At 35.9% G+C, this 21,738-nt stretch carries 22 protein-coding genes; 19 read left to right on the top strand and 3 right to left on the bottom strand.

Annotation, left to right across the window (positions count from 1 at the left end; genetic code table 11):
- Nucleotides 1–35 precede the first annotated feature (35 nt).
- The 9 genes from ACFFIS_RS13980 to uvrC all read left to right on the top strand — a co-directional run bounded on the left by ACFFIS_RS13980 (nt 36) and on the right by uvrC (nt 10,609).
- Nucleotides 36–2,375, top strand: coding sequence for an endonuclease MutS2 (locus ACFFIS_RS13980; RefSeq protein WP_390188048.1), 2,340 nt, complete (start codon nt 36–38; stop codon nt 2,373–2,375).
- A 28-nt stretch (nt 2,376–2,403) separates the two neighbouring features.
- Entirely contained in the window at nt 2,404–2,817 is a 414-nt protein-coding gene (locus ACFFIS_RS13975; protein WP_390188046.1) for a DUF350 domain-containing protein, read from the top strand.
- A gap of 321 nt (nt 2,818–3,138) precedes the next feature.
- Complete coding sequence (locus ACFFIS_RS13970) at nt 3,139–4,836, top strand: long-chain-fatty-acid--CoA ligase (RefSeq protein ID WP_390188045.1); 1,698 nt, start codon at nt 3,139–3,141, stop codon at nt 4,834–4,836.
- Nucleotides 4,837–4,959: 123 nt separating this feature from the next.
- Nucleotides 4,960–5,544, top strand: a complete 585-nt coding sequence (gene fadR / locus ACFFIS_RS13965; RefSeq protein WP_320379331.1) for a fatty acid metabolism transcriptional regulator FadR — start codon at nt 4,960–4,962, stop codon at nt 5,542–5,544.
- Nucleotides 5,545–5,577: 33 nt separating this feature from the next.
- Entirely contained in the window at nt 5,578–6,351 is a 774-nt protein-coding gene (locus tag ACFFIS_RS13960; protein ID WP_320379330.1) for an enoyl-CoA hydratase, read from the top strand.
- Between the two features lie 44 nt (nt 6,352–6,395).
- The gene (locus tag ACFFIS_RS13955; RefSeq protein ID WP_320379329.1) at nt 6,396–7,169 is read left to right on the top strand and encodes an electron transfer flavoprotein subunit beta/FixA family protein; all 774 of its coding nucleotides are present in this window, start codon (nt 6,396–6,398) and stop codon (nt 7,167–7,169) included.
- Nucleotides 7,170–7,194: 25 nt separating this feature from the next.
- Entirely contained in the window at nt 7,195–8,169 is a 975-nt protein-coding gene (locus ACFFIS_RS13950; RefSeq protein WP_320379328.1) for an electron transfer flavoprotein subunit alpha/FixB family protein, read from the top strand.
- Nucleotides 8,170–8,394: 225 nt separating this feature from the next.
- Nucleotides 8,395–8,709: a thioredoxin gene (trxA, locus tag ACFFIS_RS13945; RefSeq protein ID WP_390188044.1), complete on the top strand. Its 315-nt coding sequence runs from the start codon at nt 8,395–8,397 to the stop codon at nt 8,707–8,709.
- Between the two features lie 127 nt (nt 8,710–8,836).
- Entirely contained in the window at nt 8,837–10,609 is a 1,773-nt protein-coding gene (gene uvrC / locus ACFFIS_RS13940; RefSeq protein ID WP_320379327.1) for an excinuclease ABC subunit UvrC, read from the top strand.
- A gap of 345 nt (nt 10,610–10,954) precedes the next feature.
- Here uvrC and ACFFIS_RS13935 read toward each other — a convergent pair whose 3' ends face one another.
- Entirely contained in the window at nt 10,955–11,392 is a 438-nt protein-coding gene (locus ACFFIS_RS13935; protein ID WP_390188042.1) for a DUF2507 domain-containing protein, read from the bottom strand.
- Nucleotides 11,393–11,940: 548 nt separating this feature from the next.
- Between ACFFIS_RS13935 and ACFFIS_RS13930 the strand changes: the two genes are divergently transcribed.
- The 4 genes from ACFFIS_RS13930 to ACFFIS_RS13915 all read left to right on the top strand — a co-directional run bounded on the left by ACFFIS_RS13930 (nt 11,941) and on the right by ACFFIS_RS13915 (nt 15,756).
- Nucleotides 11,941–12,552 carry a succinate dehydrogenase cytochrome b558 subunit gene (locus tag ACFFIS_RS13930; RefSeq protein WP_390188041.1) on the top strand — a complete coding sequence of 204 codons (612 nt, stop codon included), beginning with the start codon at nt 11,941–11,943 and terminating at the stop codon, nt 12,550–12,552.
- Between the two features lie 61 nt (nt 12,553–12,613).
- Nucleotides 12,614–14,365, top strand: coding sequence for a succinate dehydrogenase flavoprotein subunit (gene sdhA / locus ACFFIS_RS13925; protein ID WP_390188040.1), 1,752 nt, complete (start codon nt 12,614–12,616; stop codon nt 14,363–14,365).
- Between the two features lie 22 nt (nt 14,366–14,387).
- Complete coding sequence (gene sdhB, locus ACFFIS_RS13920; RefSeq protein ID WP_320379324.1) at nt 14,388–15,152, top strand: succinate dehydrogenase iron-sulfur subunit; 765 nt, start codon at nt 14,388–14,390, stop codon at nt 15,150–15,152.
- A gap of 160 nt (nt 15,153–15,312) precedes the next feature.
- Nucleotides 15,313–15,756 carry an acyl-CoA thioesterase gene (locus ACFFIS_RS13915; protein WP_320379323.1) on the top strand — a complete coding sequence of 148 codons (444 nt, stop codon included), beginning with the start codon at nt 15,313–15,315 and terminating at the stop codon, nt 15,754–15,756.
- A 100-nt stretch (nt 15,757–15,856) separates the two neighbouring features.
- Here ACFFIS_RS13915 and ACFFIS_RS13910 read toward each other — a convergent pair whose 3' ends face one another.
- The gene (locus ACFFIS_RS13910; protein ID WP_320379322.1) at nt 15,857–16,081 is read right to left on the bottom strand and encodes a helix-turn-helix domain-containing protein; all 225 of its coding nucleotides are present in this window, start codon (nt 16,079–16,081) and stop codon (nt 15,857–15,859) included.
- A gap of 331 nt (nt 16,082–16,412) precedes the next feature.
- Here ACFFIS_RS13910 and ACFFIS_RS13905 point away from each other — a divergent pair, with 331 nt between their 5' ends.
- From ACFFIS_RS13905 to ACFFIS_RS13880, 6 genes are all read left to right on the top strand, one after another.
- The gene (locus ACFFIS_RS13905; protein ID WP_320379321.1) at nt 16,413–16,865 is read left to right on the top strand and encodes a MarR family winged helix-turn-helix transcriptional regulator; all 453 of its coding nucleotides are present in this window, start codon (nt 16,413–16,415) and stop codon (nt 16,863–16,865) included.
- 26 nt (nt 16,866–16,891) lie between these two features.
- The gene (gene racE, locus ACFFIS_RS13900) at nt 16,892–17,701 is read left to right on the top strand and encodes a glutamate racemase (protein WP_320379820.1); all 810 of its coding nucleotides are present in this window, start codon (nt 16,892–16,894) and stop codon (nt 17,699–17,701) included.
- Nucleotides 17,702–17,859: 158 nt separating this feature from the next.
- Entirely contained in the window at nt 17,860–18,930 is a 1,071-nt protein-coding gene (locus ACFFIS_RS13895; protein ID WP_320379320.1) for a GerMN domain-containing protein, read from the top strand.
- A gap of 276 nt (nt 18,931–19,206) precedes the next feature.
- Nucleotides 19,207–19,971: a ribonuclease PH gene (gene rph, locus ACFFIS_RS13890; protein WP_390188038.1), complete on the top strand. Its 765-nt coding sequence runs from the start codon at nt 19,207–19,209 to the stop codon at nt 19,969–19,971.
- Nucleotides 19,971–20,585 (top strand): XTP/dITP diphosphatase, encoded by a 615-nt coding sequence (locus tag ACFFIS_RS13885; protein WP_320379319.1) that lies wholly within the window; start codon nt 19,971–19,973, stop codon nt 20,583–20,585. Before rph ends, ACFFIS_RS13885 begins: the two co-directional genes overlap by 1 nt.
- On the top strand, nt 20,578–21,099 hold the full coding sequence (locus ACFFIS_RS13880; RefSeq protein WP_390188035.1) for a metallophosphoesterase family protein: 522 nt from the start codon (nt 20,578–20,580) through the stop codon (nt 21,097–21,099). The genes ACFFIS_RS13885 and ACFFIS_RS13880 overlap by 8 nt, the downstream gene beginning before the upstream one ends.
- Nucleotides 21,100–21,246: 147 nt before the next feature.
- On the opposite strand, the gene ACFFIS_RS13875 is transcribed toward ACFFIS_RS13880, so the two are convergent.
- On the bottom strand, nt 21,247–21,543 hold the full coding sequence (locus ACFFIS_RS13875) for a hypothetical protein (RefSeq protein WP_320379819.1): 297 nt from the start codon (nt 21,541–21,543) through the stop codon (nt 21,247–21,249).
- Nucleotides 21,544–21,738 lie beyond the last annotated feature (195 nt).

The raw sequence follows: 21,738 nt of genomic DNA, 5'->3' as shown, positions 1-21,738 counted from the left end.
AGAAGGTATTCACACATGGTAAAGGAGTAGCATACATGAATGATCGAATATTACGCGTAATGGAATTCGATAAAGTAATCGAACAGTTAAAGAAACAAGCGGAAACATCATTAGGGAAAGAACGCGCTGCAAAATTAAAACCTGCGATTGATATGATAGAAGTAGAAGCAAGACAAAATGAGACAGACGAGGCAATGGGAATTTTACGGTTGAATAAATCAGTACCATTAGGTGGGATTTTTGATATTCGCGCAAGTATAAAAAGAAGTATCATTGGAGGCTTGTTAAATATTCAAGAAAGTCTCGATATTGCAAGTACGATTTATGGCGGACGACGTGTAAAGGACTTTTTACTCGGTTTCGATTTTGATATACCGTTGTTAAACAGTTTAGCCGAAAGAATTGTGCCGTTAAAAAATGTAGAACAATTTATAAAAAACTGTATCGATGATCATGGACAAGTTATGGACAGTGCAACACCAACCTTGCGTGGAATACGTGCAACGATTCGTACGTATGAAAATCGAATTCGAACAAAGCTAGATGATTATATTCGAACAAAAAGCAATATGCTTTCGGATGCTATTATAACGATACGGAATGATCGGTACGTCATTCCTGTTAAACACGAGTATCGAGGATCTATTGGTGGTATTGTTCATGACCAATCTGCTTCAGGTCAAACACTATTTATGGAACCGCGGCCAATTGTAGATATGAATAATCAACTGCAGGAAGCATTTTTAAAAGAGAAACAAGAAATTGAACGGATTTTAAGGAAAATAACCGAGTTAATTGCAGAAAACGAATTAGAATTACATGAAAATGTCACCGTACTTGAAGAAATAGACTTTATTTTTGCACGTGGGAAATTAGCTCAAAAAATGAAGGCGGCTAAACCTAAAATGAATAACAACGGATACATTAAAATGCAGCAAGCGCGCCATCCGCTCATTCCATTTGATGAAGTGGTAGCGAATGATATTGAAATAGGGAAAGACTATCAAGCTATTGTCATAACAGGTCCAAATACCGGCGGAAAAACTGTGACGTTAAAAATGATTGGCCTTTGTACATTAATGGCGCAATCAGGACTACAAGTACCTGCATTAGATGGATGTGAGCTCGCTGTTTTTAAAGAAGTATTTGCAGATATCGGTGATGAGCAATCAATTGAGCAAAATTTAAGTACATTTTCTTCACACATGACGAACATCGTTCAAATTTTAGAAAAAGTGGATGACCAAACGCTCGTATTATTTGATGAGTTAGGTGCTGGGACAGATCCGCAAGAAGGGGCTGCTCTCGCAATTGCTATACTAGATGAAGTGATTTCTCGACATGCACGTGTTATTGCCACTACCCATTATCCGGAACTAAAAGCATATAGTTATAATCGCGAACAAGTCATTAATGCCTCCATGGAATTCGATGTGCAGTCATTACAGCCGACTTATCGATTATTATTAGGTATTCCTGGTCGAAGCAATGCATTCGAAATTTCGAGACGACTTGGATTGGGTAAACATATTATAGACGTCGCAAAAAGCCATGTTGGAGTCGACTCAAAAAATGTAGAAAACATGATTGCTGCGCTTGAAAAGTCGCAAATACAAGCTGGAAAAGACTATGAAGAAGCACATCAGATTTTACTTGAAAGTGAACAATTACGAGATCAATTACATCGTGAATATGATTTATTCATTTCAAAACGTGAAGAACTTTATAAAAAAGCAGAATTAAAAGCTGAAAAGGCAGTACAAAAAGCAAAAGAAGATGCCGCCTCTATTGTTGAAAACTTAAGAAATATGGAAAAACAAGCCATACTGAAAGAGCATGAATGGATTGATGCGAAAAAAGGTTTAGAAGAAGCGTTGCCGCAAATTGCTTCCAAAAAAGGCGCGACGAATGATAAGAAACCAGATTTAAAGGAATTAAAACCTGGTGACGATATTATTTTGTTAACAGTGAACCAGCAAGGTACTGTAGTTGAAAAGATTAATGATAAAGAATATCTCATTCAAGTGGGCGTAATGCGTGTCAAAACGAAGCGGAAAGATTTACAAATCGTCAAGAAACAAAAGCAGCAATATGAAAATCCATTAGCTACAGTAAAAGGTACTTCCTACCATGTGAAACCAGAACTTGATCTTCGTGGTGAAAGATATGAAGATGCACTTGTACAATTAGAAAAATATATAGATGATGCATTATTGGCTGGATACCAATCAGTCAATATTATCCATGGTAAAGGAACAGGGGCATTAAGAAAAGGTGTCCAGGATTTTGCAAAAAAACATCCACATATTGGTGCGCAACGCTTCGGAAATATGAATGAAGGTGGAAGTGGCGTAACAGTTCTTGAATTAAAATAACCTAGGAATAAGGAAAGGAGAAGGGAAAGTGACAGGATTCTGGGAAAATGTCGTTGTCGAAACAATAGCAAGATACAGTGTTGTTATTCTTTGTTCTTTTGTATTTTTAGCGGTGTTTGAACTTGTAACAACATATAAAAATTGGGAAGAAATTAAACGTGGAAATTTAGCTGTAGCGATGGCGACAGGTGGTAAATTGTTTGGAATAGCAACAATTTTTCGCTATTCCATTGAACATAATGACACATTATTACAAAGTATTGGTTGGGGATCGCTTGGATTTATGTTGTTGCTTTCAGGCTATTTTATTTTTGAGTTTTTAACACCTACGATGAAAGTAGATGATGAAATTGGAAGCGGAAATAAATCAGTAGGGTTTATGTCTATGGTTATTTCAATCGGTTTATCATACGTCATCGGTGCTAGTATAAGTGTTGGGTAAGGGGAGAACATATAATGGAAACGTTAGCGAAAGTACTCATTGTTGTTGCTATATTATTTTTTGTTGTAGGAATCATCTATTTTCTTTAAGAAATTGTTCAAAGATCTGGTAAACATGACATAATTGTTCTAAATGTTAGTCATTGAAGTCTTATCTTTATATAAATGAAACTTTGCTTTTAAAATATGATATTTTATAGATAACATAGGCCTTTTTGTGTACTTTTTAGATGCATATTCAAATATTTTTAAATAAATATTTCAAAAATATGAATTAGTCGGTATAATAGATACTAATATAGTATAAGGGGAGGGGTTTTACATGAATCAAACTAAGGTTTGGCATAAACACTATCCACCAGAAATACCGACTTCAATAACCTATGATAAGAAGCCATTACATTCTTTTCTTGAGGAGGCAGCTCAAACTTACAATGAAAAGAAAGCGCTTCACTTTATGGGGAAGGAATTGAGTTTTCGAGAGGTGTATGAGCAAGCAAGAAAATTTACAAGTTATTTGCAAACGTTAGGTCTTCAAAAGGGAGACCGTGTGGCAATCATGCTACCAAACTGTCCACAAGCAGTCATTGCTTATTATGGTTCATTATTGGGTGGAGCAATTGTCGTACAAACGAATCCGTTATATAAGGAAAGAGAATTAGAATACCAAATGAAAGATTCAGGGGCAAAATTTATTGTTTGTTTGGATATCTTACTTCCAATGGTTACGAAAGTAAGAAAAAACACAGATATTGAACATATTGTTGTAACAGGAATTAAAGATTATCTACCTTTTCCTAAAAACCTCATTTATCCATTTATACAAAAACGAGAGTATAATATGGTGGTGAAATTAGAACAAACTGCTGATACACATGTATGGCGTTATATGATGAAAACTGCTTCATCACGATATGAAAGTGTTGCAATTAATCCGAGTGAAGATTTAGCACTATTGCAATATACCGGTGGTACAACAGGTTTTCCAAAAGGGGTCATGTTGACGCATTTAAATTTAGTATCGAATACACAAATGTGTCAAAGTTGGATGTATAAAACAAAGCAAGGCGAAGAGGTTGTACTAGGTGTACTTCCGTTTTTTCATGTTTATGGTATGACAGCTGTTATGAATTTATCTATTATGCATGGTGCCAAAATGATATTAATGCCAAAATTTGATGCTGCGGATGTACTGAAGACGATTGATAAATTAAAACCAACATTATTTCCGGGTGCACCAACAATTTATGTCGGGTTGTTAAATCATCCTAATTTGCATGATTACGATCTTTCTTCTATCCAGGCATGTATTAGTGGTTCAGCACCGCTACCTGTTGAAATACAAGATAAATTTGAAGAAATTACGGGCGGGCGACTCGTTGAAGGGTATGGCCTAACCGAGACTTCTCCGGTTACGCATGCTAATTTCCTATGGACGAATCGAATAAATGGCAGTATAGGTGTTCCGTGGCCAGATACAGATTCCATCATCCTCAATATGGACACACAGACAGAAGCTGAAGTAGGAGAAGTAGGAGAAATAGCTGTTAAAGGTCCACAAATCATGGCGGGATATTGGAATAATACGGAGGAAACAGAAAACACGTTTGTTAACGGATGGCTCTTAACTGGAGATTTAGGTTATATGGATAAAGAAGGTTACTTTTATGTCGTTGACCGTAGGAAAGATATGATTATTGCTGGCGGCTATAATATTTATCCACGTGAAGTCGAAGAAGTATTGTATGAACATGAAGATATTATGGAGGCAGTTGTAGCTGGGGTCCCTGATCCATATCGCGGTGAAACAGTAAAAGCTTATATTGTTCCCAAAGCCGGAAAAGATATAGATGAGAAAGAACTGAACACATTTTGTAGAAAACATCTTGCTGCATATAAAGTACCACGGCTTTATGAGTTTCGCAGTGAATTACCTAAAACTGCTGTGGGTAAAATATTAAGAAGGCAGCTTGTAGAAGAAGAGAAACAAAAACAAGTAGAGATAAATCAAAAGGTTTAATGTTATCCCTCTTTTTTTTCATAAAAAAAGACAGGCCTTTGTATTGACAATCTCTTATCAGACCATTACAATATATTATGAATGATGATTCATTCATTTTATTTCGATGTAAGGGAGTACGTTATGAAAAGAGTAAAACCGAAATACAAAGCAATTATTGAAGCAGCAGTAAAGGTTATTGCGGAGAATGGTTATCATGCCTCACAAGTATCAAAGATTGCCCAAAAGGCTGGTGTGGCAGATGGCACAATTTATTTATATTTTAAAAATAAAGAGGATATTTTAGTCTCTGTATTTGAGGAAAAGATGGGGCAGTTTATCGAAGAAATTGGCACAGCGATTCATACAAAGGAAAATGCAGATGATAAATTATTGACGTTAATCAATATGCATTTTGGGCAACTTGCAGCTGATCATAGTTTAGCAATTGTAACCCAATTAGAATTAAGGCAATCTAATCTAACTTTGCGTAAGCAGATTAATAATGTGTTGAAACCTTATATTGAGATAATTGATCAAATCATTGTTGAAGGAATAGAAGAGAAATTATTCCGCAGTGATTTAAATATTCCACTTGTAAGGCAAATGATTTTTGGAACACTTGATGAAACGGTTACAAATTGGGTCATGCAAAATCAAAAGTATAATCTTATAGAACTTGCACCGCCTGTTCATAACTTAATTACGAATGGTATTACCCATTCGTAATTTTGCACACTTACTTGGGAGGGGAGGAGTAAAATGGAAGCGTTTCACTTTAAAAAAGAAGGACATATAGCAATCGTAACAATTGATAGTCCACCAGCTAATGCCTTATCTCGTAATCTATTAAAGAACTTAGATCAATTGCTTGACCAATTGGAAACTGATTCCGACGTAAAAGTAGTGCTTTTAAAAGGGGAAGGAAGATTTTTCTCAGCAGGGGCAAATATAAAGGAATTTACAGGTTTTCAAGAAGCATCTGATTATGAATCATTAGCACGAGGTGGTCAACAAGTATTTGATCGTATTGAAAAATTTCATATACCCGTCATCGCTGCAATTCATGGTGCAGCCCTAGGTGGTGGTTTAGAATTAGCAATGGCTTGTCATATGAGAATTGTAACAGAAAACGCCAAGATAGGTTTACCTGAATTAACCTTAGGTATTATTCCAGGTTTTGCTGGGACACAGCGCTTGCCACAATACGTTGGTACTGCAAAAGCTTATGAGTTAATTCTTTCTGGAACACCAATTAGCGGAGTAGAGGCAGCAAAAATTGGCCTCGTCAATCATGCTGTTTCTGAAGATATTCTTATTGAAGAAGCAATGAAACTTGCAACTTCAATTGCTGAGAAGAGTAAGTTATCCATTAAGGAAATTATGAAACTAGTTCCTTATGCAAAAACCGAACAATTTCAAACAGGTGTGAAGGAAGAGGCACAGGCCTTTGGAAGAATCTTTGGTTCTGAGGATGCCAAAGAAGGTGTGCAAGCATTTCTTGAAAAGAGAAAACCACAGTTTAAAGATAAGTAATCATGATTTACAACATATACAGATAGTAAGAGGAGGAGCTATACATGAATATTTATGTATTATTAAAAAAGACATTTGACACAGAAGAAAAGATTGTTGTTTCAAATGGTCAAATAGAAGAAGATGCAGCAGAATTTATTATTAATCCTTACGATGAATATGCTGTTGAGGAAGCGATTAAACAGCGTGACGAACATGGAGGGGAAGTAACAGTTGTAACCGTTGGGGATGAAGATTCAGAAAAGCAACTTCGGACAGCATTGGCAATGGGTGCAGATAAAGCCGTCTTAATTAATACAGAAGATGATTTAGAAGAGGGAGACCAATTTACAACTGCGAAAATACTAGAAGCTTTCTTTGAGGAAAAAGAAGTAGATTTAATTTTAGCTGGTAATGTTGCAATTGATGAGGCAAGTGGCCAAGTAGGACCAAGGCTAGCTAGCAGCCTAGATATTCCATATGTTACGACGATTACGAAACTCGAAATTGATGGCGAAACTGTAAAGATTGAAAAAGACGTAGAAGGTGATATGGAAATCATCGAAACAAGTCTACCATTGCTTGTAACTTGTCAGCAAGGGTTAAACGAACCACGCTACCCATCCTTACCAGGAATTATGAAAGCAAAGAAAAAGCCACTTGAAGAATTAGAGATAGATGATCTAGATATAGATGAAGACGATGTAGAACCTAAAACAAAAACAATTGATATATTTCTCCCACCTGAAAAAGAAGCAGGAAGAGTTTTAGAAGGAGAATTGGAAGCACAAGTAAAAGAACTAGTATCCTTATTAAGAACAGAAGCCAAAGTACTTTAATTTTCAACGGAGAGGAGAAATAAAGATGAGTAAGAAATTATTAGTTATTGGAGAATCACGAGATAATAGTTTACGTAACGTTACGTTTGAGGCAATTGCAGCAGCTAGGAAAATAGCTGCAGATGGGGAAATTGTGGGTGTTTTATTTGGTGCAGAAGATTTAGCCACTCAAGCGAATGAAATGATTTATTATGGTGCGGATCGTGTCATAACTGTGCAACACGATAATTTGAAAAACTATACATCAGATGGCTATGGTCAGGCTACTATGGCAGTAGTAGAAGAAGAATCTCCTGATGTGATCGTGATGGGACATACCGCAATTGGAAAAGATGTTACACCAAAAGTTGCAAGTAAATTAAATACAGGACTTATTTCAGATGTGACGACAATTGATTTTGACGGAGACACTGCTGTGTTTACGCGACCAATCTATTCTGGTAAAGCATTTGAGAAAAAAGTGATTACAGATGGTATTGTATTCGTTACCGTTCGTCCAAATAACATTCCAGCATTAGAACGCGATGAATCAAGAACAGGAGATGTGCAGGCGAAAGAAGTAGAAATTAAAGACTTGCGTACGATTATAAAAGAGGTAGTTCGTAAAACTTCTGAAGGCGTTGACATGTCGGAAGCAAGTGTTGTTGTAGCTGGCGGGCGCGCTGTTAAAAGTGAAGAAGGATTTAAACCTCTTTATGAATTAGCAGAATTATTAGGTGGTGCAGTTGGTGCGTCCCGTGGAGCTTGTGATGCAGGCTATTGTGATTATTCATTGCAAATTGGTCAAACAGGAAAAGTGGTTACACCAGACTTGTATATTGCAGTAGGAATATCAGGGGCGATTCAACATTTAGCAGGGATGTCTAACTCAAAAGTAATCGTTGCGATTAATAAGGATCCAGAAGCGAATATATTTAATGTTGCTGACTATGGAATTGTTGGTGATATGTTTGAAGTTGTTCCTATGTTAATAGAAGAGATTAAAAAAATTAAGGCGTAAACAACTTTATAAGTGATAAGAGGTCTAGTGCAATTATACTAGGCCTCTTACTTACGGTTTATCACAAATGATATACCAAATTCATTTGACAATATTTTACTCGGTGTTTGTATGAAAATAGTACAGGTGAGCATTCTGTTAGTACAGACATATTTTTAATGTTATACTCTATTTAATGAAATTTTCTTATATAGAATATAACCTTTTATTAAGGAGGATTTTTAAATGGCAATACTAAATGTAACTGATCAGAACTTTGCGGAAGAAACTTCCAAGGGTCTTGTGCTAGCGGATTTTTGGGCACCATGGTGTGGTCCTTGTAAAATGATTGCCCCTGTTTTGGAAGATCTTGACGGTGAATTAGGAGATAAAGTTAAAATAGTAAAACTTGATGTAGATGAAAACCAAGAAACCGCTGGTAAATTCGGTGTAATGAGTATTCCGACATTGTTACTTTTTAAAGATGGTAATATTGTTGATCAAGTTATCGGCTTTCAACCAAAAGAAGCATTGGCAGATTTAATTAATAAACATGCTTAATTAAAATTCAAAAAGTTATCCCTTGATGTAACGTACATCAAGGGATTGTTTTTTTTACCAGAACATAGTATGTTAACAAGTGGGTATCATTCTCGTCTATGATTGCGATGCGTAAAGGGTGAAGAACATGAATGAACTTATAAAAGAAAAACTAGCAATATTACCTGCGCAACCTGGTTGTTATTTAATGAAAGATAAACATCGAACCATTATTTATGTCGGTAAATCAAAATCACTACGGAATCGTGTACGGTCCTATTTTACTGGAGCACATGACCAAAAGACGCAACGGCTTGTTCAGGAAATAGTCGATTTTGAATACATTATTACAGCATCCGAAATGGAAGCGCTCATTTTGGAAATGAATTTAATTAAAAAGTATGACCCAAAATATAATGTCATGCTTAAGGACGATAAAACATACCCATATTTAAAAATAACGAATGAACGCCATCCTAGATTACTGATAACGAGAAATGTTAAGAGAGATAAAGGAAAATATTTTGGGCCATACCCAAACGTTATTGCGGCCCGGGAAACAAAAAAATTATTGGATCGGCTATATCCATTAAGAAAATGTAACAATCCCCCTGGACGATATTGTTTGTACTATCATATGGGGCAATGTTTGGCCTGTAGTAATCAACCACCAACAGAGGAGGATTATAAAAAAATCGTACAAAGCATTACGTCTTTTCTGCATGGTGGGTATAAAGCAATTAAACAAGATTTAATAGATAAGATGCAAGAGGCAAGTGAGCAATTATATTTTGAACGTGCAAAAGAAATTCGTGATCAAATACAACATATAGAAGTTGTGATGGAACAACAAAAGATTATTCTTAATGAAAGCGTCGATATTGATGTATTTGGCTATAGTTATGATAAAGGTTGGATGTGTGTACAAGTCTTTTTTGTCCGTCAAGGTAAACTGATTGAAAGAGAGGTATCCTTGTTTCCATTTTTTGATGAACCTAGTGAAACCTTCTTATCCTTCATTGGCCGCTTTTACTTACAACAAAACCATCCGATGCCAAGGCAAATCTTTGTCCCGATTGGTACTGAAGTTCATTTATTATCCGAACTTTTACAAATAGAAGTCCATACACCTTATCGTGGAAGAAAAAAAGAGTTAGTGGAGATGGCAATGAAAAACGCCAAAGCTTCTCTTGTAGACAAATTTACATTAATTGAACGAGACGAAGCACGAACGATTGTTGCCGTTGAAAAACTAGGAAAGGCGATGAACATAGAAACACCGCATCGTATTGAGGCATTTGATAATTCTAATATTCAGGGGTCTGACCCCGTATCCGCTATGGTTGTTTACATTGATGGAAAACCTAATAAAAAGGAATATCGAAAATATAAAATAACAGAGGTTGCAGGGCCAGATGATTATGATACAATGCGGGAAGTCATCAGAAGACGTTACAGTCGTGTTTTAAAAGAAAAGTTACCACTACCCGACCTTATTATTGTTGATGGTGGAAAAGGTCAAATGAGTGCTGCACAGGACATTCTGGAAAATGAGTTGGGGTTAGATATTCCGCTCTGTGGCTTGGTGAAAGACGATAAGCATAAAACGAGTGAACTTCTTTATGGAGATCCAGCCGAAATTGTTCCACTTTCGCGTAAGTCACAGGAATTTTATCTTGTACAAAGAATACAAGATGAAGTCCATCGTTTTGCAATAACGTTTCATCGCCAATTGCGTGGGAAAAATATGTTACATTCCGAATTAAATGAAATTCCTGGAGTTGGTGAGAAAAGAAGAAAGTTGTTGCTCACCCATTTTAAATCAATTGATAACATAAGAAATGCAAAATTGGAGGAAATTACCGTATTGGGGATACCTAAAAACGTAGCCGAGGCAATTATAAATCATTTAAATAAGTGAAGTGAAGTTAAGATATGCGGGATCTCATGAAAAAATGAGGTTAGGTGTATAATGAACGGATAGATTAGATTCTAATTAGTTTAAAAGATAGTTCCTTGTTTCATCGGTTGATGACTGCCACTTCGTAAGAATGATCTCATAATGACAAGTGGGGGAGTGGCAGGATACAGCTGATTAGTAAGCTATCCATTTAGTGAAGAAGGCGAACACCCCCATTAATTGAAAATAAAACCACACGAAATCAAGATTTACAATGTAAATTTTAAATTGATTTCATGTGGTTTATTTATTTTGAAAAAGGGTATCCCAACGTCTTCATTTAACTTTATATGAACTACTCTTTACTTAGTTAATATAAAGAACATTAAATTCTACTTGATGTATCTTTCGATGGATCGCAACCGTACATTCACATTCCATCTGATTAACGAATTGGATGGATTCCGCCAAAAAGCCAGCTTCAAGTTTAAAATCGCCTTCAAGTGGTCCGTGTAGACGTTGTGCTACAGCGTCTGATAGCAAGTAAAATACGAGAGAACGGCGCTTTTCTTTTATTAATTCTATTTTTCCCCAGCCCATTTTTTCAAAGAAAACGGCAATATCGTCCACTGAACGTATGTCAAACATTCGCGCTAACCTCTTACCCATAAAGTAAAGAATGGTATCTTTTTCTGGTCCAAGTAAATCAGCAATACCGATATATCGTAAGACATCATACCCCGCACCAGCTGATTGATATTGATCAAGTAAGGAAATTGGAAGCAGCTTTTTTTCTTGCGACATGGATGTCATCCTTTCTAGATGTAAAATAACAATATGTTAATGAACTAATCATAACATAGGTAAAATGACACATACATACATTATCTAATTATTCTTTGCCAGATGCAATCATAATATTAATTTTTCCCCAATTAATATAGTTTTTAAAAAAAGTTGATATGAAAAGAAAGGTAGATAGTTGAAATACATGCTTTAACAAATACGAGACTACTTAATTAAGATTGTTTTTTTATGAAATCCAAAAGGAATATAGTGATGAATGTGTTAGAAAGTTACTGAAAACGGATCTAATTAGAGCAAGGTTGATAGATTGATAAGTTAATGTCGATTAATTTATCGAAAAAACATAACTTTAGTCCTGGATAAATCAAAGCGTTTGCAAGATTGTTGTTTCCTTTCCTTGACGCTCGTATTTGTAAGAAGTACAATAAATATGGTCACAAATTGTACACTTTATACAGTAAAGTGAATACGTTACCAAAAGTTCGCTTTATTGTCGAAGTATTTATGCCACTTTAAAAAAATCACAACACTGAGGGGGGTAACAGATGGCGGAGCATCGGGAGTTTTTTTATAGGAGATTACACTCTTTGTTAGGGGTAATCCCTATTGGTGTGTTTTTGATTCAGCACTTGGTGGTGAATCATTTTGCCGTTTATGGTGCAGAAAGTTTTAATAAAGCAGCAGGGTTCATGTATGACTTACCTTTTAGGATTGTTTTAGAAACAGTTGTTATTTATCTACCAATCTTATTTCATGCTGTTTTAGGGGTTTATATTGTGTTCACCGCAAAGTTTAATGGTAAGAGGTATGGATTTTTCCGTAACTGGTTGTATATATTACAACGAATTTCAGGTATTGTTACATTAGTCTTTATTGCTGTCCACGTTTGGCAGACACGTGTACAAGTTGGGCTAGGAAATGTTGACGTTAATTATAGTTTCATGGAAGGCATTTTATCAAATCCATGGACGCTAGGCTTTTATATTGTTGGTGTTATATCAACGATATTTCACTTTGCTAACGGTCTATGGGGCTTTATGGTTTCATGGGGATTTGCACAATCACCACGTTCCCAAAAAATTGTTACATATGCTACGTTAATTGTATTTTTAGCTGTTAGCTATATTGGTATTCGCGCAATTTTTGCATTCGTATAATGGATTATTAAATGGAAAAGGTTTACTTTTTAAGTAAATAGAGAAATAGGAGTGAGTAATAATGAGTAACCGACGAATTGCTGTAGTTGGCGGAGGTCTAGCTGGTCTTATGGCGGTAATTAAGGCTGCTGAAGCTGGTGTAAACGTTGACTTATTTTCTATTGTTCCTGTAAAACGCTCTCACTCTGTGTGTGCTCAAGGTGGAATTAATGGTGCCGTGAATACAAAAGGTGAAGGGGATTCACCTTGGCTTCACTTCGATGATACGGTATATGGTGGGGACTTCTTGGCGAACCAACCGCCCGTAAAAGCAATGTGTGAGGCAGCACCTAAGATTATTAATCTAATGGATCGTATGGGCGTTATGTTTAATAGAACACCAGAAGGATTACTAGATTTTCGTCGTTTCGGTGGAACACAAGTCCATCGCACAGCATATGCAGGTGCTACAACAGGACAACAATTATTATATGCGTTAGACGAACAAGTACGACGTTGGGAAGTAGAAGGCCTTGTTACAAAATATGAAGGCTGGGAATTTATTGAAGCAATTATTGATGAAAATGGTGTAGGTAAAGGAATTGTTGCACAAGATATAAAATCTCATGAAATAAGAGCATTTCGTGCTGATGCTACGATTTTTGCAACAGGTGGACCTGGTATTATTTTTGGAAAATCTACTAACTCTGTTATCAATACCGGATCTGCAGCAAGTATGTTGTACCAACAAGGTGTAAAATATGCGAATGGTGAATTTATTCAAATCCACCCAACTGCTATTCCAGGGGATGACAAATTACGTTTGATGAGTGAATCGGCTCGTGGAGAAGGTGGACGTGTTTGGACATATAAAGATGGTGAACCATGGTATTTTCTAGAGGAAAAATATCCGGCATATGGAAATCTTGTACCACGTGATATCGCAACAAGGGAGATTTTTGATGTTTGCGTGAATCAAAAGCTAGGTATTAATGGAGAAAACATGGTGTACCTTGATTTGTCACATAAAGATCCGAAAGAGTTAGATGTTAAACTAGGCGGGATTATGGAGATTTACGAGAAATTCGTCGGGGAAGACCCGCGTAAAGTTCCAATGAAGATATTCCCGGCCGTTCACTATTCAATGGGTGGACTTTGGGTTGACTACGATCAAATGACAAATATTCCTGGTATCTTTGCTGCTGGTGAATGTGATTATTCTCAGCACGGTGGAAACCGACTTGGTGCAAACTCCTTACTATCCGCTATTTATGGTGGAATGGTTGCAGGGCCTAAAGCAATCGAATATATTGAAGGACTTGATAAGCACGTTGAAGACTTACCTTCATCCCTATTTGATGATCGTGTAAAAGCTGAAGAGGAGAATTTTGAAAAGCTTATGAGTATGGATGGTTCAGAAAATGCTTATCAAATTCACCAAGAACTAGGGGAATGGATGACAGATAACGTTACTGTCGTTCGTCACAATGATCGTTTATTAAAAACAGATGAAAAGATTCAAGAATTACTAGAGCGTTGGGAAAATATTAATATTAATGATACATCACGTTGGAGTAACCAAGGGGTTATGTTTACACGTCAACTTAAAAATATGCTTCATCTTGCACGTGTGATTACAATAGGTGCATATAATCGTAACGAAAGTCGTGGAGCACACTATAAGCCAGACTATCCAGAGCGTAATGATGAAGAATGGTTGAAGACAACGATTGCTACGTTTGATAAAGAAAACAATGCACCAGTACTCACTTACGAAGAAGTTGATACGTCATTAATCAAACCTCGTAAGCGTGACTATACAACGAAACATTAAAAAGCGGAGGGAGTAAGTGAAGATGGCTGAACAAAAAACGGTGACATTTATAATTACACGACAAGACAGCCCGGACTCTGCCCCTTATAAAGAAACTTTCGAGGTTCCTTATCGTAAAAATATGAATATCATTTCCGGTTTGATGGAAATACAGAAGAATCCGGTAAATGCAAAAGGGGAAAAAGTAAGTCCAGTACAATGGGAGTCAAACTGTTTAGAAGAAGTATGTGGTGCGTGTTCTATGGTAATTAATGGAACTGCAAGACAATCGTGTGCAACACTGGTTGATGAATTAGAGCAGCCAGTTCACCTTGAACCAATGGATACGTTTCCAGTGGTTCGTGATTTAGTGATTGATCGATCGCGTATGTTTGATGCGTTAAAACGTATTAAAGCGTGGATTCCAGTAGATGGAACGTATGATTTAGGACCAGGCCCGCGTATGCCAGAGAAAAAACGTCAATGGGCTTACGAACTGTCAAAATGTATGACATGTGGGGTATGTCTTGAAGCTTGTCCAAACGTAAATGATAAATCAGACTTTATTGGTCCTGCATTTTTATCATTACCGCGCTTGTATAATGCACATCCTACAGGTGAGATGAATAAAAGTGAACGTTTAGAAGCATTGATGGAAGATGGTGGTATTTCTGGATGTGGAAACTCACAAAACTGTGTCCAAGTTTGTCCAAAAGGAATACCGTTAACGACATCAATTGCAGCAATGAACCGTGCAACAAATATTCAATCATTTAAAAACTTCTTTGGCAGTGATCATGCAAATTAGTTTTGGGGCAAAATAGATCATGAGTAAAATAACCCTTGCCAAGTCATGGTAAGGGTTATTTCATATCTAAAGTAAATTGTTCTGGCTTAGACAATAAGGGGTTGTGACAGTTTATTAGGTAGTGGGAATTGCATTAACATAGACACAAGGGGAGATGGAAATGAAAAACATTTCATATATAGAAGACTATACCAAGTGGAAAGCTGATTTTAAATTTTGTATTCCGATTAATGTTCGATTTTCAGAAACGGATATGTTTGGCCATGTCAATAACGTTTCACCTTTTATATATTTTGAAGAAGCACGAATAGCGTATATGAAAGAAATAGGGTTGTTTTCATTAGATGATCAACCAGAAGGAATTCCGGTTGTAGCTGATTTACAATGTGATTATCATAGACAAATGTATTTTCAAAACCAACTTCAGTTATTTGTAAAAACGAATACAGTAGGTAAAACTTCATTTGATATCCATTATATGGCAGTTAACGAAAAAGAAGAATTATGTCTTACTGGACGCGGAAGAATTGTGTATGTAAATCCAAGTACTGGTAAACCGGTACAGTTAGATGATGAAATGATACAGCGATTGCTAGACAACTAATAAACTCAAAAATAGAGCCATCGCCCCAAGTAAATGGAATCGATGGCTTTATACTATCCGTTGGTGGTGATAGTACCTTAAACGTAATTGAAGCACATGTTTAAACTTCTAGTTCTCCCATACGAATAAGCTCAACTACTGCTTGTGAGCGCCCCTTTACTCCCAATTTTTGCATGGCGTTCGAGATGTGATTGCGGACAGTCTTTTCAGAAATAAACAATTCTTGGGCAATTTCTCTTGTCGTTTTATCTTGTACTAAGAGTTCAAAGACTTCTCTTTCCCGTTTAGTTAGTATTTGCTTTGATTTATACTCGTTGTCCTTCAAATGTTAACCCCTCCTTGCTGTCATAGAGCCGCAGTTTGAAGGGAATTATCTAGTCAATATTAGCTTATGTAAATTCTGAAAATCGGTGAGTGGTATTCAGTTATCTTTATTGAAATGTTGCCAAGTTCTAAAAAACCCTTTTTTAAGTGTAAACAATAGTAAGATGTAAATTTTATTTTGTATTATCCTTTTTCTTACAACATTTTTAGTGTTCCTTTGACAATTTACAACATATTTTACCCGAATTCAAGTTCTTTTGATATAATAAAAAGAGTCAATTTTATCACGCCGTTATTTAGGTATGTTATATCATGCTAATGGGGGGAGTATATTGGAAGGGAACTTACCAAAGGAAAGTGTAGCAAAACTTGAAAAAAGATTACGTCATATCTCTGGCGCTATAAAACAAAATGGGAGAAAAATTTTAGCAAACTATCCCATTACTTCACCTCAATTTATTGCATTGCAATGGATTATTGATGAAGAGGGTTTAACAATTGGAGAATTATCCAATCGTATTGGACTTGCTTTTAGTACAACGACTGATTTAGTTGATAGAATGGAAAAAAACGGATTAGTGAGACGGATAAAAGATGAACATGATCGTCGGGTCGTTCGGATTCAACCATTAGAAAAAGGAAAGTCGATTATTAAAGAAGTAATTGATAAAAGACGCGAATACTTAGGTGAAGTGCTTGATAATTTTACAACAGAGCAAACAGAAGTGTTAAACGAATTATTAACACAACTTTATGATAAAATGATTTTACTAAATAATAGATAACAACAACGGTGAAAGAAGTGAAGCAAGTGGATCGTGCGATAGGAGTTATAGATTCAGGTGTAGGCGGTTTAACCGTAGCCAATGAATTATTGCGGCAATTACCAAATGAGAGGTTAATTTACGTAGGGGATACGTTACGCTGTCCATATGGTCCACGAAATGCCCAAGAGGTTTTAACCTTTACCTGGGAGATGGTCGAATTTTTATTAACAAAAAATATTAAAATGCTTGTTGTTGCGTGCAATACTGCAACTGCATTTGCTTTAGAGAGCTTGCAGGAGAAATTAACGATACCTGTCATAGGAGTCATTCAACCAGGTGCAAGGGCGGCTATTAATGTAACGAAGAATAATCAAGTTGGTGTAATTGGAACAGAAGGGACGATTAATAGCCAAGCTTACGTACAAGCATTAAAACAAATTAAAGAAGAAATACAAGTACAATCTTTAGCTTGTCCACTATTTGTTCCAATGGTAGAACGCGGCATATTAAACGGCGAAGAGGCTGAGGAAATTGTAGCGTCTACTTTACAAGTTTTTAAAACAACTCAAATAGATACGTTGATCCTAGGATGTACACATTACCCGCTTATTAAAGACACGATTCAAAGTACTTTAGGAAATAAGATTCATGTTATCTCCTCTAGTGAGGAAACAGCACGGGAAACGAGTTTAATTCTGGAAATGAATGGGCTTTTGCAAATAGAACCGGCTACATATAAGCATGAGTTTTATACAACAGGAGATATCGATCATTTTCAAAAGATGACAGAGCGGATTTTTAACCGTACATGGATAGATAGAGATTTGATTCGCTTTTGGCACGTCAAATTATAAAAAACAGACTATATAGTCTGTTTTTTTATATTGTTTGTTAAAGATTCTTTCCTAGCATGATTAACCATCGTTAGATTAAAAAGATTTGATAAACTTTGGTCTAAATTTTTATTAGGCTCGTATATATAGTAGTACAAACCATCGTAGGAGGTAGGTACATGAAAATACGCGGTTTATTGTATCTTTTGCTAACAATTAGTCTTGCCTTTATACTAACTGGATGTTTTAAAGGTGAACAAACAATGGATAAAATGGATCCACCACCAGAAAATGCAGAACCAGTTAATCAGAAAAAGGGGGAAGATGTTGAAGCAGAAGACAAAACAGATGAGGAAAGTAAAGCTTCAGAGACGGTTGCACGTCAATTATATTTAGTTGATGTTAATGGAATGGTTGCACCACAAACAGTAGAATTGCCGAATCCAGAGTCCAAGGCAGTAGCAAAACAAGTTTTGGAGTATCTTGTAAAAGGTGGTCCCGTCACACCAATTTTACCAAATGGGTTCCAAGCAGTGTTGCCTGAAGGAACAGAAATAAAGGAGATGAACTTAAAAGAAGATGGAACGATGGTTGTGGACGTTTCAGAAGAATTTAAGGAATATGAAGCTGAAGACGAATTAAAAATAGTGGAAGCGATGACTTTCACATTAACACAATTTGAGAATGTGGAGCGGATAGAGCTAAGAATTAATGGCCAAGCTGTTGATGAAATGCCTGTTAATGGAACACCGATCTCAAACGGATATTCACGAGTTAATGGCATTAATTTAACAGATACGGATGCAATTGACATTATGAACAGTGACGTATTGACAATGTATTTTCCAGCCGAACATAATGAACAACGTTATTATGTTCCAATTACACGGCATGTGGAAAAAACGGAGGACAATGTTTATGAATTAGTAGTCAATTCTCTGCTGGATGGACCTGGATATAATACAAATTTAATTCATGTATTTAATACAGATACAATGCTCGTTGATGAGCCTACATTAGAAGATGGGGTTTTATCTTTAACATTTAACGAAAATATTTTAAAAGACCCTGAACAATCCATGATATCTGACGAGGTAATGGAAACAATTGTACGGAGTCTTACAGAGCTACAACAAGTAGAAGCTGTGAACATTCAAGTTGAAAATATGGATAAATTAGTAAATGAAAATGGTGAGGCTTATGAAGAGCCTGTTTCTAAAAAAGTATTCGTACCAACTGATAAATTATAGACGTATAGAGGCTAAAATATTGCCTCTTTTTTTTTTGAAAGAAAAGAACAATCCATCTTTGGAAATGCTGTAATTGAAGACATCTTTATAGGTAAGAAGTTAGTTGAGTAAATGATGATATATTTTGGTTCTTTCGATTTAACGTCCAAACATAAAACTTTTTCATTCCTTACGAGCAATAAAATAAAAAGTTAAAACATCTTTACCGAGGATAACCATTCGGAAATAAGTAAAAAATATGATAAGCTATTAGTTGTGAAGCAAGGAGGACGTAAAATGGAAAACAATAAAAAACAAACTGACTTATTACGACCAATTAAAATTACTCCAAATTTTGTGAAACATCCTGAGGGATCTGTATTAATCGAAGTAGGAGATACAAAAGTAATTTGTAACGCTAGTATTGAGGACCGAGTTCCTCCTTTTATGCGCGGACAAGGAAAAGGTTGGATAACAGCAGAATATGCTATGTTACCACGGGCAACAGCACAACGTAATATTCGTGAATCTTCAAGAGGGAAAGTAAGTGGTCGAACGATGGAGATTCAACGTCTAATTGGTAGAGCGCTACGTGCAGTAGTTGATCTAGATACGATTGGTGAGCGGACAGTGTGGGTAGATTGTGATGTTATACAAGCAGATGGTGGAACAAGAACCACATCCATTACGGGAGCATTTGTAGCTGTTGTATTAGCTTTTGGTAAACTATTAGAAAAAAAAGCAATACAAAAAATGCCTGTTACAGACTTCTTAGCTGCAACATCTGTTGGCATTTTAAAAGATGGAACAGAAACATTAGATTTAGATTATGAAGAAGATTCGCAAGCAAATGTAGATATGAATATTGTAATGACTGGCTCTGGAGAGTTTGTTGAAATTCAAGGCACAGGTGAGGAGTCTACGTTTACATATGACCAATTACAAACGATGCTTGGTCTTGCTAAGGAAGGTTTAAATACAATCTTTTCTATTCAAACAGATGTATTGGGGCCATTAGCAGAACGTATTGGTGAAACAAAAGCAAAAGATGGAGAAAAATGATGAGAAAGCTTATTATTGCAACGAAAAATAAAGGGAAAGCAAAAGAATTCGCATACTTTTTTCAACGATACGAAATCGAAGCAATATCTCTATTAGATATTGAACCACATGCACCAGAAGTTGAAGAAACTGGAACAACCTTTATGGAAAATGCCGCTTTAAAAGCTGAAACAATTTCTAAACGGTATGATAAACCTGTATTAGCTGATGATTCTGGACTTATTATTGATGCAATTGATGGTAGACCTGGCATATTCTCAGCACGATATGCTGGTGAGCCAAAAGATGATATGAAAAATATGCTCAAAGTTTTAACGGAATTAAAGGATATACCGGAAGAAAGACGAACAGCCAGATTTATTTGCGTACTTGCATTAGCTATTCCAAAACAAAAAACAATTTTTAAAATAGGTTATTGTGAAGGGCGCATAACAATGATGGAAAAAGGGGATAACGGTTTTGGTTATGATCCGATATTTGTACCGGATGGCCTGACAAAAACAATGGCCGAATTATCTTCGGTTGAAAAAAGTGAAATAAGTCATCGTAAACGCGCGATGGATCAATTAGATGAATGGTTAAGAAATAATAATGGAGAGGGATTCCATGCCTAAAGTATTAATTGTAAGTGATAGTCATGGTTTGATAGAAGAACTTCAAAAAATAAAGCAACAACATGAAGTGGATTATTATATCCATTGTGGCGATTCAGAGTTGGAATATAGTAATCCGACAATGGACAGGTTTATAAAAGTTGGAGGGAATTGTGACTTTGATTCGCGATACCCAAATGAAGAGGTTAAGAAATTTGGTGATTTTACATTCTTTATTACACATGGCCATCTGCACCAAGTAAAGCAAAACTTAATGACGATTGGTTATCGCGCAGAAGAATGTGGTGCGCAAATTATTTGTTTCGGTCATACGCATATTGCGGGAGTAGAAAAACGAGGAGACCAAATATTTATTAACCCAGGAAGTATTCGTTTACCAAGAAATCGAAGAGAAAAGACATACGTTATGTTAGAATTATTTCCACAAACAAAGCAGGTAGATGTAAAATTTTATACGATAGACCACCGAATCGTGCAAGATTTGTCCTGTGTTGTTAGTTTAGATAATAAGTAATCATCTCCCCTTAAAGTAATTAGCCGCTAAGGCACCATTCGCTTTAAGGGGAGTTTTAATAGCATATAAAATCTGTAGGTAAGACTGGTCATTGTTTCATATGCTTAGACGATTTAAACATGACTTTTTGACCATGATAAGCTCTCACTACTTCTTTTTTAACTCCTTTTTCCTTTTTCTATTTTTAAAAGCAATCCAAGATGTTTTTAAAGAGGAATATGTTCCGACTGCGGCCGCACTATAGAATCCGCCCATAAAGATACCAGCCCATATATTGTGTCGATGACTATAAAAGATAGAAATACCGAAACCAAGAACAGATGCGATGGTAGGAAAGTACTGACGAGGTATCGGGAAAATTTTAAAACACTGTGTAATGATAACGATTAAAGGAACAGCAATCACGCCATCCCAAAAGTTGGTATGGATAGTTGGAAATTCCAATAACATACACCTTCTTCATTTTCATTTCCTTTTATTATAGCCAATTCTCTATAATATTATTGAATCAGGAAAATAAATGAAGTGTCATGGCTTTTTAGGCTCTACAATAAATAGTGTTGGTGATAAAAATTCACTAACACTATTTTTAGTATTAGTAAAAATAGAAAACAAGTGAGTTTCCCTGTAGAATTAAAG

This window comes from Paracerasibacillus soli, from assembly GCF_042432965.1.
Lineage (GTDB): Bacteria > Bacillota > Bacilli > Bacillales > Amphibacillaceae > Paracerasibacillus > Paracerasibacillus soli.
The sequence above is the reverse complement of the archived record's forward strand: the minus strand, read 5'-3'. Positions and strand labels throughout refer to the sequence as shown.